The sequence below is a fragment of the Streptomyces sp. NPDC050509 genome (assembly GCF_044457965.1).
Classification (GTDB): Bacteria; Actinomycetota; Actinomycetes; order Streptomycetales; family Streptomycetaceae; genus Streptomyces.
Genome location: NZ_JBITHL010000017.1, coordinates 117,755 through 134,173 on the forward strand (window position 1 = coordinate 117,755; position 16,419 = coordinate 134,173).

Here is a 16,419-nt window from a genome sequence, read left to right on the forward strand (position 1 = left end):
CCCTTCCCGTTCAGCGGTACGGCGCCTCAGGGCTGGAGCCGGGAGGTCTCCCAGCCGCCGTCGACGCGCCGGTAGTGCAGCCGCCCGTGCAGACGGTCCCCGCTGCCCTGCCAGAACTCCACCTGGTCCGGCGCGAGGTGGTATCCGGCGAACGTCCCGGGCCGGGGCAGCGGCCCGCCGAGAGCGGTCAGCCGGCGGACCTCGGCGTGGAGTGTCCCGACATCGCCGAGCGGCTCGCTCTGACGCGAGGCGGAGGTCATCACCTGCGCCTCGACCGGACGGGCGCTCCACAGCGCGTCGGACTCGGCGTCGGGCAGCCGGGTGACCGGCCCGCTGAGCACGATCTGCCGGTTGAGCTCGCGCCAGTACAGCACGGCCGATCCCCAGGCGGTCACCTCCAGGTCGCGGCCCTTCCGGCTGCCCGTGTGCGTGGTGAACACGAAGCCGTCGGAGGTCACCCGGCCCAGCTGGACGATCCGGTTCGACGCGCGGCCCTGTGCGTCGGCCGTGGCCAGCGCCAGCGCACCCGGCTCCCGTACCGCGCTCTCGGCGGCGGCCGACAGCCACGCGCGGAAGAGCGGGATCGGGTCGGCCGGCGGTGTCCCGAACTCCGGCGGCAGCGGTTCGGTGGACTGCGGAAGGGTCTCCTGCGGGGTCCCGCTCATACGCGTCTCCATGGAGTGGTGCCGTTCGGAGTGGTGCCGTTCAGTTCTCAAGGGCCAGTCCCAACCCGGCCAGGGCGGGCAGGGAGTGGATGCCCTCGGTCACCGCCTCGATGTCGAACCAGGTCCGGTGGGTGGGGGGATAGCCGATCAGCTCGGCGGCGCTACGGGGGTGGGGCGGGGCCGCGGCCTCCGCCGACTCCCACAGGAGCACCGCTCCCCAGCGGTCGTTCTCCCGGTCCGCGATCCACAACTTGAGCGGCAGCCCGTGCACACCGGCCCAGGCCTCCACCGCCTCGTCCCGGAGAAAATCCCGCATCGAATCGATGGTCTGGTCGGACTGCTGGAGATCCCACCAGGCGATCATGGCTTTCACAGCGCACAAACCTCCTTCACGAACGAGCAACGGAGCACTCGCGTCACCGGTACGTCCTCAGGTAAGCGGTACGTCCTCAGGTGGGGATCCCCTCCCGCTTGATCTCCGGTACGGGGATGCTCAGGGCCCGCAACTGCTCGAACGGGTTCATGAACTCGCGGTTCTGCTTGATCTTCCCGTTCTCCAGCACGAACGAGTGAAGGAAGTGGTTCTTGTAGTGCCCCGCGGGATACCCGGGGAAAAGGATCTTCCCTTCCCCGTCGCACTCGACCCAGAACCGGTTCGGGTCCTGCGTCTCGAATATCTCGATGTTGAACCACACCCAGTCGGGAAAGCACCTCAGCGACCACACCGCGTGTTCACCCAGCCGGTCCCGGCCCCGGATGACGATGGGCTCCCCGGTGTCGGTGGTCCACAGCCCACCGCTGCCGTCCTCGGTGAAGAGCAGATGCCTGCGCAGACGGTCCTCTCCCGTGGTGTGCATGTACGTCTCGACCGTTTCCCGATTGAGCCGTCGCAGTTCGCCATCGCGGTCGAATCCCTGGTCGTTCCTGACGTCAGCCATGGATGATTCCCCTTCTGATAGCCACCGGCCGCCATCATGGCGGCGTCGGCTATACCCGCCGGGGCCCGATCCATATTTTCTCTATACCGCCGGCCAGTGATCACCCCTGGCCGGCGTGACCGCTCGCGCGGTCCGGGGCGTATGTCCGGGGCGTATGTCCGGGAACGACGAAGGCCCCACTGCCGGGGCAGTGGGGCCTTCGTCTCACATGGGAATTGTGGAGATGGCGGGAATCGAACCCGCGTCCAACGGTGCGGAACCAGGGCTTCTCCGAGTGCAGTCCGCTATGATTTTCTCGGCCCCGGAGATCACACGGACAAGTCTCCGACGGGCTCAGTCACTGTTTGATTTCCTTCTCAACCCCGTGACCGGATTCAGAAGTTTAGTTCCCTAGTTGATGCCAGGATCCGGGTCGGGAACAGCCCCGGGCTGACACTCCGCAGAGTCTTCGCTAGCTGCTAATTAGGCAGCGAGGGCGAAGGCGGAGGAATCGCGCTTGGAAGTGGCGATTATTGTTTGCGACATATGGTTAACGAGATCATTGCCGCTTCCTCGACTCGCTTCCCCTGCTTCGACATCCGCTGTCGAAACCGATCATCCCCATGTTTATTTTTCAAACGTGCGCCCTCTGTGGGGTGCACGGTCCATCGTACGTGACCAACGCGTCCGGGGGCCAGTCCATTCCCCGGCGGGGCACGGCCCGGGCACGGCCCGCAGGGCCCCGCGTGCCGACCGCCAGGTCAGGCGCGCTCGCGCCGCTTGACCGCCGAGATCGCCCGGTCCGTCTCGCGCCGGTCCTGCTTCTCGCGGAGCGTCTGGCGCTTGTCGTACTCCTTCTTGCCCTTCGCGAGCGCGATCTCGACCTTGGCCCGGCCGTCCTTGAAGTACAGGGCGAGCGGCACGATCGTGTGCCCCGTCTCCTGCGACTTCGACTCCAGCTTGTCGATCTCGGCCCGGTGCATCAGCAGCTTCCGCTTGCGGCGGGCGCTGTGGTTGGTCCAGGTCCCCTGGGTGTACTCGGGGACGTGCACATGGTGCAGCCATGCCTCGTGCCCGTCGATCTGCACGAAGCCGTCCACCAGTGAGGCACGTCCCTGGCGCAGGGACTTCACCTCGGTGCCGGTGAGCACGAGACCGCACTCATAGGTGTCGAGAATGAGGTAGTCGTGCCGCGCCTTCTTGTTCTGCGCAATGATTTTGCGCCCTTTTTCCTTAGCCATGGTCCCCCCATTTTCGCACCCCCGCGCAACTCCTTTACGCGGCGCGGATCCCGTACCCGGCGGAGTCCTCCGGCGTCCGGGTCCTACTCCGTACCGCCGAGGCCGGTCAGCACCGTCCTGGCCCGTTCCTGGGCTCCGTCGCCGACCTGGAGGTCGGGGGTGACGCCCTGACCGTCCACGCCGTGGCCGGCCGGGGTGCGGTAGTGGCCCACGGTCAGCTCGGCCACCGAGCCGTCGGGGAGCTTGCTCGGCATCTGGACGGAGCCCTTGCCGAAGGTCCGCGAGCCGACCGTGACGGACCGGCCGCGGTCCTGGAGGGCGCCCGTGACCAGCTCGGCCGCGCTCATCGTGCCGCCGTCGACCACCACGACCACGGGCCGCTCGGTGTCGCCGCCGGGGTCCGCGTACAGCGCGCGCTGCTCGCCCCGTATGTCGTACGTGGCGACCAGGCCGCCGTCGAGGAAGGCGGAGGTGGCCCGGACGGCCTCGCTGACCAGCCCGCCCGCGTTGCCCCGCAGGTCCAGCAGGACACCGGCGCCCTTCGGCGCGTCCAGGACCGCGTCCCGTACGCGCTCGCCCGTGCCCTTGGTGAACGCGCCGACCTTGATCCGCAGGGCGCCGCCCTCGATCGTGTCGACGGTCACGGACTCGGTGGTGAGCCGGGCGCGGCGCAGGCTCTCCGTCCACCGCCGGCCGTCGCGCTCCAGCCCGAGCGCCACGGGGGTGCCCACGGCGCTCTCGCCGGAGGCGCCGGCCGTGCCGGCCCCGTCGCCGCGGAGCAGCGCCATGACCTCCGTGACGGGGCGCTTGGAGACGCTGCGGCCGTCGATCTCCCGGATGAGGTCACCGGCGCCGATCCCGGCCTTCCCGGCGGGTCCGCCGGGCTGGACCCGGGTGACCTCGACCAGGCCGCCCGCCGTACGTCGGGCCCAGAGCCCCACCCCCGTGTACGCGCCGTCGAGGGACTGTCGGAACTCCTCGTACTCCCGCTTGTCGTAGACGGCGCCCCAGCGGTCCCCGCTGCGGCTGACGACCTCCTCCGCGGCGTCCGTGGCCGACTTTCCGTTGGCCATGGCGTCGGCGGCGGCCCGTGCGACCTCGTCCCGGTCGGCCGTCGAGGTGACGGGCCGGGCCGGGTCGGACGGGGCCTCACCGCTGGTGCGCGGCAGGGAGTTCGTGGCGGCGGCCGTGGCGAGCACGGTCGCGAAAACCAATGTCAGGGCCGCCCCGCGGCGTAAACCGCGGGCTCTCAGAAGCGACTCGGAACCCGACATGGCGTTGAGTCTAGGACAACGCGACCCGGCCGGACGGTGCTTGTCGTCACCACGCCAAGGGCGCTTGTCACACCCTGAGGTACTTGCGCAGCGCGATGAAAGCGGCCACGGCGGGCATCAGCAGACCGATCGCTACCACCAGCGGAAGCTTGGCGAGCACCGCGTCCCAGCCGATGAAGTTGACCAACTGCATCTTGTCGGCGAGGGCGAGGCCGTGATCGATCAGGAAGTACCGGCCGAGGAGCAGCATCACGCAGGCGACCCCGCCACCGATCAGCCCGGCGAACGCGGCCTCCATGATGAACGGCATCTGGATGTAGAAACTGGAGGCGCCGACGAGCCGCATGATCCCGGTCTCCCTGCGCCGGCTGAACGCCGATACGCGCACGGTGTTGACGATCAGCATCAACGCGATGACCAGCATCAACGCCATCACACAGAGTGCGGCGATATTCATGCCGTTCATCAGGTCGAAGAGATTCTGCAGGATGTTCCGCTGGTCCTGGACGGACTCCACCCCGTCCCGGCCGGCGAACGCGGTCGCGACCACCTGGTACTTCTCCGGGTCCTTCAGCTTCACCCGGAAGGATTCCGGCATCTGGTCCGGTGTGATGGTCGCGGCGATGGGGGTGTCGCCGTACCGCTCCTTGTAGTGCTTGTACGCCTCGTCCGACGTCTCGTAGTGAACGGTCTCGACGATGTTGTCCATCTTGGACAGATCGGCCTTGATCTGGTCCTTCTGCTGACCCGTGGCCGCGCCCTTGGCGCACTTGGGCGCGGTCGCCGCGTCGTTCTTGTTGCAGAGGAAGATGGAGACGTTGACCTTGTCGTACCAGTAGTCCTTCATCACGCTGACCTGCTCGCGCATGAGCAGCGCGCCGCCGAACAGGGCGAGCGAGAGGGCTACGGAGACGATGACCGCGAAGGTCATCGTGAGATTGCGACGGAGACCGACGCCGATCTCCGACAGGACGAACTGGGCGCGCATGGCGTCCTTTCAGCTTTCGATACTCAGTGCTCGGTGACTCGGTGAATCGGTGACCCGACGGCGCGGTGACTCGACGGTCCAGCGCCGCTCGGCGAGCGGAACGGCGGTGGTCAGTGCTGGTATCCGTAGACGCCGCGTGCCTGGTCACGCACGAGGCGGCCCTTCTCCAGCTCGATCACGCGCTTGCGCATCTGGTCGACGATGTTCTGGTCGTGGGTCGCCATCACGACAGTCGTACCGGTGCGGTTGATGCGGTCCAGCAGCTTCATGATGCCGACCGACGTCTGCGGGTCGAGGTTGCCCGTGGGCTCGTCCGCGATCAGCAGCATGGGGCGGTTGACGAAGGCGCGCGCGATCGCCACGCGCTGCTGCTCACCACCGGACAGCTCGCCGGGCATCCGGTCCTCCTTGCCGCCGAGACCGACGAGGTCGAGGACCTGGGGGACGGCCTTGCGGATCTCACCGCGCGGCTTGCCGATGACTTCCTGCGCGAACGCCACGTTCTGGGCGACGGTCTTGTTCGGCAGCAGCCGGAAGTCCTGGAAGACGGTGCCGAGTTGACGGCGCATCTGCGGCACTTTCCAGTTGGACAGGCGCGCGAGGTCCTTGCCGAGGACATGCACCATGCCGTGGCTGGTGCGCTCCTCACGCAGGAGCAGTCGGAGAAAGGTCGACTTTCCGGAGCCGGAGGAGCCGACGAGGAAGACGAACTCGCCCTTCTCGATTTCGAGGGAGACATCACGAAGGGCAGGGCGGTTCTGCTTCGGATAGGTCTTGGAGACGTTGTCGAATCGGATCACGGGTGCACCACGGTCGGCCGGGAGTAGGTGAGCGAGACCTTACGCGAACCCGACTGGCACGCGCAGTCCGCATCCGAAGTCGGACCGTCACGAGGGTCCGGGCATGACCGGTCCGGGGGTGGACGGGTACCGGCTTGGGCGATTTATCACGGATACGCAGCCGCCGCCACCGGTACGGGTCCGGCCTGAATCCGTCCGGCCGCGCCGAACCGGCCGGAAACTGGCACAGTGGGGGTGGGGAACGGTCGTGTTCCCCCGAGCGTTGAGCGGACAGACGCTGTCAGCGGCTCCGCCGCGCGGTGAGGAGGAATGCGCATGACCTACGACCGATTGGTGTGCGCCAACTGCGCGGGTCCGGTCACCGAGGGCAGATGCCGGGTGTGCCGTGCTCACCGGGAGCGCCTGGAGCAGCAGGGCCCCCTGGGGGGACTCAGCCCCGTAGCGCTGCTGACACTGGTGGTGCTGCTGCTCGCGGCGATGGCGCTCGTCGCGACCTATCAGCCCGCGTGACATCACGCACACACGCGCAGGACGAAGGGCCCGGGCTTGATGCCCGGGCCCTTCTGCCGTGATCGAGCGCTCACACCGTCAGGCGGTCACGCCGTGCCGCGGTCGGACGACCGCGTGATGATCAGACGGCGGTACGGCCACCGCCGACCAGACGCGGCAGCATCCGGAAGCCGATGCCACCCGCGATCATGGTCGCGGCGCCGATCAGCAGGAACGAGGTCTCGGCGGCGCCGGTCTCCGCCAGCTCCTCCTTGGCCTCACCCTGCTGCACCGGCTTCGAGCCGGCGTTGTCGGTCTCGGTGTTGTCCGCGCACGCGGCGCCGTCGAGGTCGACGGTGCAGGTGCCGGCGCCGTTGTCGCCGCCGGTGGCCGAGCCGCCCGTGGCGGTCGAACCGCCTGCGGTGGAGCCGCCGGTCGTCCCACCATCGGTGGAGCCGCCGTCCGTGGTGCCGCCGTCGGTGGTGCCACCATCGGTGGTCCCGCCGTCCGTGGTGCCACCGTCGGTCGTCCCACCATCGGTGGTGCCACCGTCCGTGGTGCCGCCATCGGTGGTCCCGCCGTCCGTCGTACCACCGTCGGTTGTCCCACCATCGGTGGTGCCACCGTCCGTGGTGCCGCCATCGGTGGTCCCGCCGTCCGTCGTACCACCGTCGGTCGTCCCACCATCGGTGGTGCCACCGTCGGTCGTCCCACCGTCCGTGGTGCCGCCGTCGGTCGTCCCACCATCGGTGGTCCCGCCGTCCGTCGTACCACCGTCGGTCGTGCCACCGTCCGTGGTGCCACCGTCGGTCGTGCCGCCACTGTCGACGCCACCCGGGTCGCCGCCACCGTCGGTCGCGCCCTCGGTGTCGTTGCCGATACCGAGGCCGACATCGACAATGCCCGTCTCGACGGAAACGCCGATACCGGCGGCCTGAGCGGCGCCCGCGATGGTCAGCGAGGCGCCCGCGGCGATTACCGCGCCGGCCGCCACACGCGCCACGCGGATCCGCGTCTTTTTGGTCATCTGCTTGCTACCCCCAGTAGCTCATTCGTCAGTGGTGCAGCGTCCGGGGCCGCGGCCGCTGGGGGTTCGTGATCGCCGCCCCCGGTCTCACGCGCCCCGGATATACGCGTGCCACGCGTCAGAGTTCCCGGTTTTCATATACGCGTCAAGGTCGTTGCGCGTGCGATGCCCGATATCACGGGAGTTGTCCGGCGTGCGGGGATGCAACTGTGACGTAAAAGGGAACTGCCGCCCATCAGGCGGCAGTTCCCTTGTCGACAAAGCGTGAATTTACTTGTCCTGCTGCTTGCGCCAGCGAATTCCCGCCTCCAGGAATCCGTCGATCTCCCCGTCCAGCACACCCTGCGGATTGCCGACCTCGAACTCCGTCCGCAGGTCCTTGACCATCTGGTACGGGTGCAGGACGTACGAACGCATCTGGTTGCCCCAGGAGTTGCCGCCGTCGCCCTTCAGGGCGTCCATCCTGGCCTGCTCCTCCTGGCGGCGGCGTTCCAGCAGCTTCGCCTGGAGGACATTCATCGCGCTCGCCTTGTTCTGGATCTGCGAGCGCTCGTTCTGGCAGGAGACCACGATGCCGGTCGGGATATGCGTGATCCGGACCGCGGAGTCCGTGGTGTTGACGCCCTGACCACCGGGGCCCGAAGCGCGGTACACGTCCACGCGCAGCTCGGACTCGTCGATCTCGACATGGTCGCTCGACTCCACGACCGGCAGCACCTCGACGCCCGCGAAGGACGTCTGGCGGCGGCCCTGGTTGTCGAACGGCGAGATACGGACCAGCCGGTGCGTGCCCTGCTCCACGGAGAGCGTGCCGTACGCGTACGGCGTCTTCACGACGAAGGTGGTCGACTTGATGCCGGCCTCCTCCGCGTACGACGTCTCGTAGACCTCGGTGCCGTAGCCGTGCCGCTCCGCCCAGCGCAGATACATGCGCTGAAGCTGCTCGGCGAAGTCGGCGGCATCCACGCCACCCGCCTCGGCGCGGATGTTGACCAGCGCCTCGCGCTCGTCGTACTCGCCGGACAGGAGCGTACGGACCTCCATCTCGTCCAGCGCCTTGCGCACCGACTCCAGCTCGGCCTCGGCCTCGGCACGCGCCTCCGCGTCGTCCTCGGACTCGGCCAGCTCGAACATCACTTCCAGGTCGTCGATACGCCCGCGCAGCGCCTCCGTCTTGCGGACCTCGGCCTGGAGGTGCGACAGCTTGCTGGTGATCTTCTGCGCCGCCTCGGGGTCGTCCCAGAGGGACGGGACCGCGGCCTGCTCCTCCAGCACGGCGATGTCGGCCCTCAGCCTGTCGAGGTCCAGGACGGCCTCGATCGACCCCATGGTCGAGGAGAGGGACTTCAGCTCTTCGGATACATCGACGACTGCCACGGCACCAGCCTAACGCGTAATTTTTGGGGGCTCGGTTCGCCTCCGGGGCGCCTTATGCCTGTCCGGCGGTTGAGGACGGTACGAGGACGATATCGGGAGGGGTGGGCCCGGTCACTCCGTACCCCGTGGGACTACGGGACCGGGGACTACGGGACCGGGGAGGTCGTCTGCTTCGAGTCCTGGGGGGTGTCGTCGGCGTCGCCGCCCGTGGCCAGCCAACCGCCCACGCCCAGCCCGGCGATCAACAGGACCGCCGCCGCGCCCAGGGTGATGCGGCGCTTGCGGACCGCCTCCGCCTTGTGCCGGGCGCTCCCCGGGCGGCGCTGGCCGGCGGAGCGGGGTGCGCGGGCCGTGCCGCGGGCGCCGCCCGCCAGCTCGTCGGGGGCCGGGACGCGCATGCTCGTATGGGTGTCCCGGTTGGAGTCCGGGGCCGCGCCCGGCACCAGCGGGACCGCGCCCCTGCGGCGCGGCTCCTCGGTGGCGGTGCCCGGCTCCTCGTACGGCTGCTCCGTGGGCTCCGTGTCCGGCTCGTCCACGTCCAGCGGCGGGATGCCGGCGAGGAGCGGAAGCTGCTCGCGCAGCCGCGCGGCCAGCTCCGAGGCGCGCAGCCGGGACGCCGGGGCCTTCGCCAGGCACTGGACCAGGAGCTGCCACAGCTCCTCGGGGATGCCGGGCAGCGGGACGACGGTCTCGGTGACATGACGGCGCAGTACGGCCCCGGGGTGGCCGCCGCCGAACGGTGTGAACCCGGCGAGCAGCTCGTACAGGACCGTGGCCAGGGCGTAGATGTCGACGGCGGCGCGCGGCGGCAGGCCCTCGACGATCTCGGGCGCCAGGTAGTCGGGCGTACCGATGATCTTGCTGGCCTTGGTGCGCCGGGGCGTGTCGATCAGCTTGGCGACGCCGAAGTCGGTGAGCAGCGCGGGGTGCGCGCCGCCGGGGCCGAGCGGGCCCTCCATGTCGAGCAGGATGTTCTCCGGCTTGACGTCACGGTGGACGACCCCGGCGGCGTGCGCGGCGGCGAGTCCGTCCGCGACGTCCGCGACGATCGCGACGGCCGCCTCGGGAGCGAGCCTGCGCTCGCGGTCGAGCCGGGTGCGCAGATCGGTGCCGCGGATGAGGTCCATCACGAGGGCCAGGTCGTTGCCGTCCACGACGAGGTCGTGGACGCCGACCACCCGGGGGTGGTCGAGCCCGAGCAGGGCGGTGCGCTCCTGGACGAAGCGTCCGACCAGCTCCTGGTCGGAGGCCAGGTCCTCGCGCAGCAGCTTGATGGCGACCGGGCCGTCGGGCCCCTCGCCGAGCCACACCGTGCCGGCGCTGCCCCGCCCCAGGATCTGATGGGCGGTGTACCGGCTGCCGATATTCCGTGCCAAGACTGCTCCCTCAGCGGCTGGCGTTGCCCATCAAAGTACGCGGAAGTCGGGTCGTTCCGTGCGCCGGTCGGCATCAACTCCCGCACCGAGGGAGGAAATGGGATGTTCCGAGGGGGTACGTCCCCTCGGAACACCCTCGGCTTCACCCTCGGGCTAGTGCCCCTCCCGGCACTAGCCGCTGATCCGGGAGAACCAGTCGGACACCGCGGAGATCCCGTCGCCGATCGCCGTCCAGTAGCTCTTGCCCTCGTCGATCCAGCTCTGGAGCGGGGTCAGCTCCCAGATGAGCCAGCCGGCGACGACGAGCAGGATGATCGTGAAGAGACAGCCCTTGAGGCAGCCGAGGCCCGGGATGCGCATGGGGTTCGCGCTGCGCTGCCGGGGCGGGCGCGGTTCGCGCGGCTGACGGGGCGCGGGTCGCTGGGGTTCCTGCTGGGGCGGCGGCTGCGGCGGCGCGTACCGCTGCTGCTGGGGCTGGTGTTGCTGCGGGGGCGGGGGCGGCGGCGCGTACCGCTGCTGCGGCTGCTGCTGCGGTGGGCGCTGCTGCTGGGGCGGCGGGGGCTGCTGCCGGGAGCCCTGCGGGCCCGGCGCGCCCTGAGGGCGCTGCGGGCGGCGGCGCAGCGGGTCCTGGCTGGGGTCGAGGTACTGGACCTGGGTCTGCTCGTTGCGGTCGCGGGCGGCCTGCAACTGGCCCTGCCAGGGGTGCGGGCCTTCGGGCTCCTGCGGTACGGGCGGCATCATCGCGGTCGGATCGGCGCCGCCGCCGGGGCCGCGCCCGCCGGGGCCGGTGGACGGCATGACGCTCGTGGCCGCGGCCGGGTCGTACGAGGCGGCGTTGCTCGGCAGGACCTGGGTCGGGGCAGCGTCGCCGCCGCCCGGCTGGTCGGGGACGGTCGCGGGCGACGGGTCGGGCGCGAGGAGCGCGGCGACGCCGAGCGCGGCGTCGACCTGGGCGGGCGTGGAGTGCACCCCGACCCCGGCGGCGACGGTCCGCAGGGCGCGGGCCAGGTTCTGGGCGCTGGGCCGCTGGTCCGGGTCCTTGCGCAGGCAGCGCTCGATGACCGTCCACAGCGGCTCGGGCACGGTGCTGGGGCGGCGGGGCTCCTCGCTGAGATGGCGGTGGAGCACTTCGAGGGCGGTCGCGCCGGCGAACGGCGGCTGCCCCGTGACCAGCTCGTACAGCAGGATGCCCGCGCCGTAGATGTCCACGGCGGAGGTCTGCGGACGGCCCTCGGCGGACTCCGGCGCGACATAGGCGGGCGTGCCGACGAACTCGTGGGTACGGGTGAGCCCCGGCGAGTCCGCGAGGCGCGCGATGCCGAAGTCGGTGAGCATCGGGTGCAACTGCTCGCCGTCGTTCCTCAGCAGGACGTTGGCGGGCTTGAGGTCGCGGTGGACGACGCCGTCGGCGTGGCTGGCGGCGAGCGCGTCCGCGATCTGGGCGGTCAGCAGCGACGCGGCGACCGGACTGAACGGTCCGTTCTCGCGCAGATACCGGTGCAGGTCGGGGCCTTCGACCAGGTCCATGACGAGGGCGAGGAGATCGCCCTCGACCACCAGGTCACGGGTGCGCACGATATTGGGGTGGGTCAGGCGGAGCAGGACGGAGCGCTCGCGCAGGAAGCGCATCACCACGTCCGCGTCGTTCGCCAGCTCCTCCTTGAGGACCTTGATCGCGACGGTCTCACCGGGCTGGCCGGCGACGGACGCCTCGGCCCCCGCGGTCTCTCGCTGACGGGCTCGCCAGACGGTGCCCGTGGCGCCGCGTCCGATCGGCTCATCGAGCAGGTACTTGCTGCCTACGGGCCGCACGTCATGCGCTCCCTAGCTGATCGAGGTCGTCTCGCTGGTCGTGATCATCATCGCCCGGCGTGGCCGGGCTTCCGACCCACCTTAAACCGGCCGGTCGGGTCCCCGGCCGGGCTGTGGACAACCGTCCACCGGCGCGGTCCTCCGGGCCGGTTTCCGATTCTGATCGGATTCCGATCGGGTCGGTCCGTGTCCGAGAGGAAGACGCAGGCATCGTACGGCTGGTTGCCGGACGGTGCGGCCGAGGACATCACACCCGGTCCCAACCCGCCGCGAAGAAGCGCCCAAGCAGGCACTTTTACGCCAACAGCCGACTATTCAAGATCACTTGTTGCCGGTACCCGGGCGTGTTGTCAGTGGCAGGTGCGAAGATGCCCTCAAGCACGTGACGTGTGGAGTGGGGGAATCACGCCGCCCCGTGCCGACCTGTACCGGACGACGCGTCCGTGCGTGGCGTTGGGGGGAGATCACCGGGCTTCCCCCCTCGGCCGGGCACCCCGCGCAGAAGGGACCGCTGACGGCGATGCAGATCCGGCTGACCGTCCTCGCGCCGCGTGGCGGCCATGCCGCCGGGCGCTCCTGTGACGTACTCGTCACGGCCCCGGCGGGTACGGCGCTCGCCGCCGTCGCCTCCGGCCTCGCCACGGCCGTCTCGGGCCCCGACGCCCCGGCCACCGTCGTCCTCTACGCCGGCCGCGAGCGGCTCGACGCGCAGCGGTGCCCCCTGGGCGAGCCGCCGCTGATCGACGGCGCGGTGCTCTCGCTCCAGGTCCCGGGCGAGGCGGACGTCCCGACGGAGGACGCGCCCGCCCAGCTCCATGTGGTCGCGGGCCCGGACGCGGGCGGGGTGCATCTGCTGCACGGCGGGCAGATCAGGATCGGCCGCTCCGCCGACGCCGATGTGCCGCTGGACGACCCGGACGTCTCGCGGCTGCACTGCGCGGTGACGGTCGCGGAGGACGGCGGGGTCACGGTCGCGGACCTGAACTCGACGAACGGGACGACGCTGGAGGGCGCCCGGGTGGGCGTCCGCCCGGTCCGGCTGTCCCCCGGCGCGCTGCTGCGGCTCGGCGAGTCGGCACTCCGCCTCACGGGCGGGGAGCGTACGGAGGCACTGGCGACGGCGTCGGACGGCGAGGGCCATCTGCGGATCACCCGGCCGGGCAAGGACCGCGACGACGGTACGGAAGAGGCCGGGCACCAGGCCCCTGGCGGGGCCGCGGTCGGGAGCTCCGTGCCGGGAGCGCTCCCGTACGGCACAGGCACAGGCACGGGCGACGGCGGCGGTACGGGGCCGGGCGCGGCGCCCGGCAGCACCGGCGGGGCCCCTGCCGGCCGGGGCCGCGCGTACGACCCGGGAGCGGCGCCCGCCGGGGCGTCGACCCGGATCCCCGGCCCGCAGTACGACCGGACGGCGCACGACGCGCGGTACGGCGCGGGGACGTACGACACCCACACCGGATCCCGGCCCGAGTACGGCGGCTCGCAGTACGGCAATCCGCCCGGCGCCCCGCGCGTGCCCGACCCGCGCAGCGCCGACACGCACCACGGCGGCAGGGCCCCGCTGGCCGGGGGCCCCGTCGGGTCCCCGTACGGCGCGAGGGACGACGCGCAGGACAGCGGGCAGGACAGCGGGCACAGCAGACCGGCGGCGGCCGGCCGGGACGCGGACCCGTCGGCGTACGAGGAACCCCAGTCGCACAGCAGGACACCGGGCTCGCGCCGCCAGGAGACTCCCCCGCGCGGTACGGAGCCGCCCGACCTGACCACCCGCCGGCGCGGCGGTATAGGCGCCTGGGCGCGGCGGCTCGCGGGCAGCCGCGGCGAGGAGCTGCCGGAGACCGCCCCGGGCCCCGTAGGACCCGTCACCCTCACCGGACGCGGCCCCTCCCCCGAGACCTGGCCCGATCCGGCCACGGTGCTGCTGACCGCGCTCGGCCCGGGACCCCGGCTGTGGGAGCGGGGCAGCCGGCACGCCGAGGCGCTCGCCGTCCGGCTGGGCACGGCGGACCGCCCGTCCGCCGACGGCACCCGGCAGTTGCCGCTCGTCCCGGTGACGGTCGGGCTGCGCGAGGCCGGGTCGCTCGGTCTGGCGGGCCCCAGGGAGCGGCTGACGGGGCTGGCCCGCTGGACGGTGGCCCAGCTCGCCGCGCTGCACGCGCCCGCCGATCTGGAGATCGTGCTGATCAGCGCGGACCGGGCCCGGAGCCTGGCGGAGCGCAGACAGGACTGGAGCTGGCTCGGCTGGCTCCCGCACGTCCGGCCGGCCCACGGCCAGGACTGCCGGCTGCTCCTGGCGTACGACGGGGAGCAGGCGACCGCCAGGACGGCCGAGCTGACGCGCCGCCTCGACGACGGGCCGCTGGGGCCCGGCTGGGCCTCGGCCGACCCGTGGACGATCACGGAGGCCGCCGCCCGCCACGACGGCCCGTACACGCTGGTGATCGTGGACGGCGACCCCGGTTCCGCCGCGCTGCGCGAGACGACGGCACGGCTCGCGGGCGGGGGCGCCGCCGCGGGGATCCATCTGCTCTGTCTCGCCGAGACGGAGTCCGCCGCGCCGCTCTCGCCGATCGCCGCGACCTACGAGTCGGCGTGCGCCGCCTCGCTGCCCTTCCGCGACTGCGGGGCCGTCGCCCTGCTGAGCGGCGACGTGGCCACCACGCTGCGGCTGCTGCGTACGGCGGTGGGACAGCCCGCGGGGCACGGCACGCTCGCCGTGGTGGACGCGGTCTCGCCCGCCTGGGCCGAGCGGTTCGGCCGGGCGCTGGCGCCGCTGCGCGCCGCCGGGAGCGGCCGGAGCAGGCCCGCCGCCGCGCTGCCGCGCTCGGCCAGGCTGCTGGACGAGCTGGGGCTCGCCCGCGCCACCCCGGCGTCCCTGATGGCCCGTTGGGCATCGGCCGCCGACGGCACCCGGGACTGCACGGCGGTCCTGGGCGCGGGCCCGCGCGGTCCGGTGAGCGTCGATCTGACGGAGGAGGGCCCGCATCTGCTGATCGAGGGCCCGGCGGGCAGCGGCCGTACCGAGCTGCTGCGGTCCATCGCCGCGTCCCTGGCCGCCGCGGCCCGCCCCGACCGGCTGGGGCTGCTGCTGGTCGACGGCGCCGGGGGCGAGCGCGGCGAGGGGCTCTCGGTCTGTACGGAACTGCCGCATGTGACCGAGCACCTGGTGGCGTCGGACCCGGTCAGGATGCGCCAGTTCGCGCAGGCGCTGGGCGGTGAGCTGAAGCGCCGGGCGGAGCTGCTGGGGCGGCTGGACTTCACGGAGTGGCACAGCGGCGCCCGGGACGAGGCGCGGGAGCTCCGTGAGACACGGCAGACGCGAGAGGCCCGGGATCCCCGGGAGGCGCAGCAGGCCCCCGAGCGGCTGATCAGCCAGCGCGGACCGAGCGCGGCCGAGCAGCGGACGGGTGAGCAGCGCGTAGGCGAGCAGCGTGCGGGCGAGACGCTGGGCGGCGGCACGCTCAGGCTCCGCCACCAGACCGCCCGCACCGGCCAGGCCCAGTCGCAGAACCATGGACAGGGACAAGGACAGGGGCAGGGGCAGGGACAGGCCCAGAGCCGGACCCTGGGCCGCGAACAGACCAGGGAACAGATCCGCGAACAGACCAGGGACCAGGTCAGGGATCAGGCCCGGGACCAGGTCGGAGAACAAGCGCGGGAGCAGCCCCGGGAGCACTCCCAGAACCAGGGCCGGCCACAACTCCGTGCCCACGGCGCCGAGTCCGCGTCTCTCCCCCGCCTCGTCGTGCTGGTCGACGACTACGACGCGCTGGTCGCGCCCTCCCTGGGCAGCCCGGGCCGGCCCTCCGCCGGTTCCGTCGTACGGGCCCTGGAGGCCGTCGCGCGGGACGGCGAGCGCCTCGGGGTCCATCTCGTGGCGGCTTCGGCCTGCCCCGAGCGTACGGTCGACACGGAACTGGCCCAGGGCGCGCGGCTGCGCGTCGTGCTCGACACGCCACCCGCCGCGCCCGCGCCCGACGACCCGGCGCCCGGCCGGGGCAGGCTCGGCCATCCGGACGGCCGGGTCACCCCGTTCCAGGGCGGCCGGGTCACCGGCCGCATCCCGCGTACGGCGACGCTGCGGCCGACGGTCACAGTGGTGGAGTGGGAGCGGATGGGCGATCCGCCGGCCCGCCGGCCGGTCCGTGAGCTGGGCAACGGGCCGACGGATCTGGCCCTGCTCGCGAGCGCCCTGGAGCGGGCCGCCCGCTCCGTCGACGCGGTACCTCTGGCACCTCTGACCCCAGCTCACCCCTGAATCGCACGGACCCTGCCGAAAGATCATCAGACCGCCCGCTTTCGCCTGACGGACCACGTCACGAGCCCATCACGATCGGCTCGTTCCCACCCGGCCCGGTATTGCGGCCCTCGGTAACGCGGCGTAGGACTGAGCGCACGGGACGAGAGCAGCGCCGCCACGTCATGCCGCGATGCCGGTCCCGCACGCGTAGAT

13 protein-coding genes and 1 other RNA gene are annotated in these 16,419 nt (G+C 71.7%); 2 read left to right on the plus strand and 12 right to left on the minus strand.

Features of this window, described 5'->3' with window-relative positions; all coding sequences use genetic code 11:
• Positions 1-26: 26 nt before the first annotated feature.
• From phzG to ftsE, 8 genes are all read right to left on the minus strand, one after another.
• Positions 27-665, minus strand: a complete 639-nt coding sequence (gene phzG, locus ACIBJC_RS35345) for a phenazine biosynthesis FMN-dependent oxidase PhzG (protein WP_399299766.1) — start codon at positions 663-665, stop codon at positions 27-29.
• Positions 666-705: 40 nt separating this feature from the next.
• Positions 706-1,029, minus strand: coding sequence for a hypothetical protein (locus tag ACIBJC_RS35350; RefSeq protein ID WP_399299881.1), 324 nt, complete (start codon positions 1,027-1,029; stop codon positions 706-708).
• A gap of 85 nt (positions 1,030-1,114) precedes the next feature.
• A complete protein-coding gene (locus ACIBJC_RS35355) occupies positions 1,115-1,603 on the minus strand; it encodes a PhzA/PhzB family protein (RefSeq protein ID WP_399299768.1) in 489 nt (162 codons plus the stop codon).
• 215 nt (positions 1,604-1,818) lie between these two features.
• Positions 1,819-2,205, minus strand: a transfer-messenger RNA (tmRNA) gene (gene ssrA / locus ACIBJC_RS35360).
• A gap of 138 nt (positions 2,206-2,343) precedes the next feature.
• Complete coding sequence (smpB, locus tag ACIBJC_RS35365) at positions 2,344-2,823, minus strand: SsrA-binding protein SmpB (RefSeq protein ID WP_399299771.1); 480 nt, start codon at positions 2,821-2,823, stop codon at positions 2,344-2,346.
• 83 nt (positions 2,824-2,906) lie between these two features.
• Positions 2,907-4,097, minus strand: a complete 1,191-nt coding sequence (locus tag ACIBJC_RS35370; protein ID WP_399299774.1) for a S41 family peptidase — start codon at positions 4,095-4,097, stop codon at positions 2,907-2,909.
• A gap of 67 nt (positions 4,098-4,164) precedes the next feature.
• Complete coding sequence (gene ftsX / locus ACIBJC_RS35375; protein WP_329826806.1) at positions 4,165-5,085, minus strand: permease-like cell division protein FtsX; 921 nt, start codon at positions 5,083-5,085, stop codon at positions 4,165-4,167.
• Positions 5,086-5,195: 110 nt separating this feature from the next.
• Positions 5,196-5,885 carry a cell division ATP-binding protein FtsE gene (gene ftsE, locus ACIBJC_RS35380; RefSeq protein WP_329826805.1) on the minus strand — a complete coding sequence of 230 codons (690 nt, stop codon included), beginning with the start codon at positions 5,883-5,885 and terminating at the stop codon, positions 5,196-5,198.
• A gap of 315 nt (positions 5,886-6,200) precedes the next feature.
• Between ftsE and ACIBJC_RS35385 the strand changes: the two genes are divergently transcribed.
• Positions 6,201-6,395, plus strand: a complete 195-nt coding sequence (locus ACIBJC_RS35385; RefSeq protein WP_384925586.1) for a hypothetical protein — start codon at positions 6,201-6,203, stop codon at positions 6,393-6,395.
• A gap of 121 nt (positions 6,396-6,516) precedes the next feature.
• Here the strand turns inward: ACIBJC_RS35385 and ACIBJC_RS35390 are convergent, their stop codons facing one another.
• The 4 genes from ACIBJC_RS35390 to ACIBJC_RS35405 all read right to left on the minus strand — a co-directional run bounded on the left by ACIBJC_RS35390 (position 6,517) and on the right by ACIBJC_RS35405 (position 11,966).
• Entirely contained in the window at positions 6,517-7,401 is an 885-nt protein-coding gene (locus ACIBJC_RS35390) for a hypothetical protein (RefSeq protein WP_399299779.1), read from the minus strand.
• A 270-nt stretch (positions 7,402-7,671) separates the two neighbouring features.
• Complete coding sequence (gene prfB / locus ACIBJC_RS35395; protein ID WP_384849298.1) at positions 7,672-8,778, minus strand: peptide chain release factor 2; 1,107 nt, start codon at positions 8,776-8,778, stop codon at positions 7,672-7,674.
• A gap of 146 nt (positions 8,779-8,924) precedes the next feature.
• Entirely contained in the window at positions 8,925-10,154 is a 1,230-nt protein-coding gene (locus ACIBJC_RS35400; RefSeq protein WP_399299782.1) for a serine/threonine-protein kinase, read from the minus strand.
• A 171-nt stretch (positions 10,155-10,325) separates the two neighbouring features.
• Positions 10,326-11,966 (minus strand): serine/threonine-protein kinase, encoded by a 1,641-nt coding sequence (locus tag ACIBJC_RS35405; RefSeq protein WP_399299784.1) that lies wholly within the window; start codon positions 11,964-11,966, stop codon positions 10,326-10,328.
• Positions 11,967-12,486: 520 nt separating this feature from the next.
• Between ACIBJC_RS35405 and ACIBJC_RS35410 the strand changes: the two genes are divergently transcribed.
• Positions 12,487-16,224 carry an FHA domain-containing protein gene (locus ACIBJC_RS35410; protein WP_399299787.1) on the plus strand — a complete coding sequence of 1,246 codons (3,738 nt, stop codon included), beginning with the start codon at positions 12,487-12,489 and terminating at the stop codon, positions 16,222-16,224.
• The last annotated feature ends 195 nt before the right edge of the window (positions 16,225-16,419 follow it).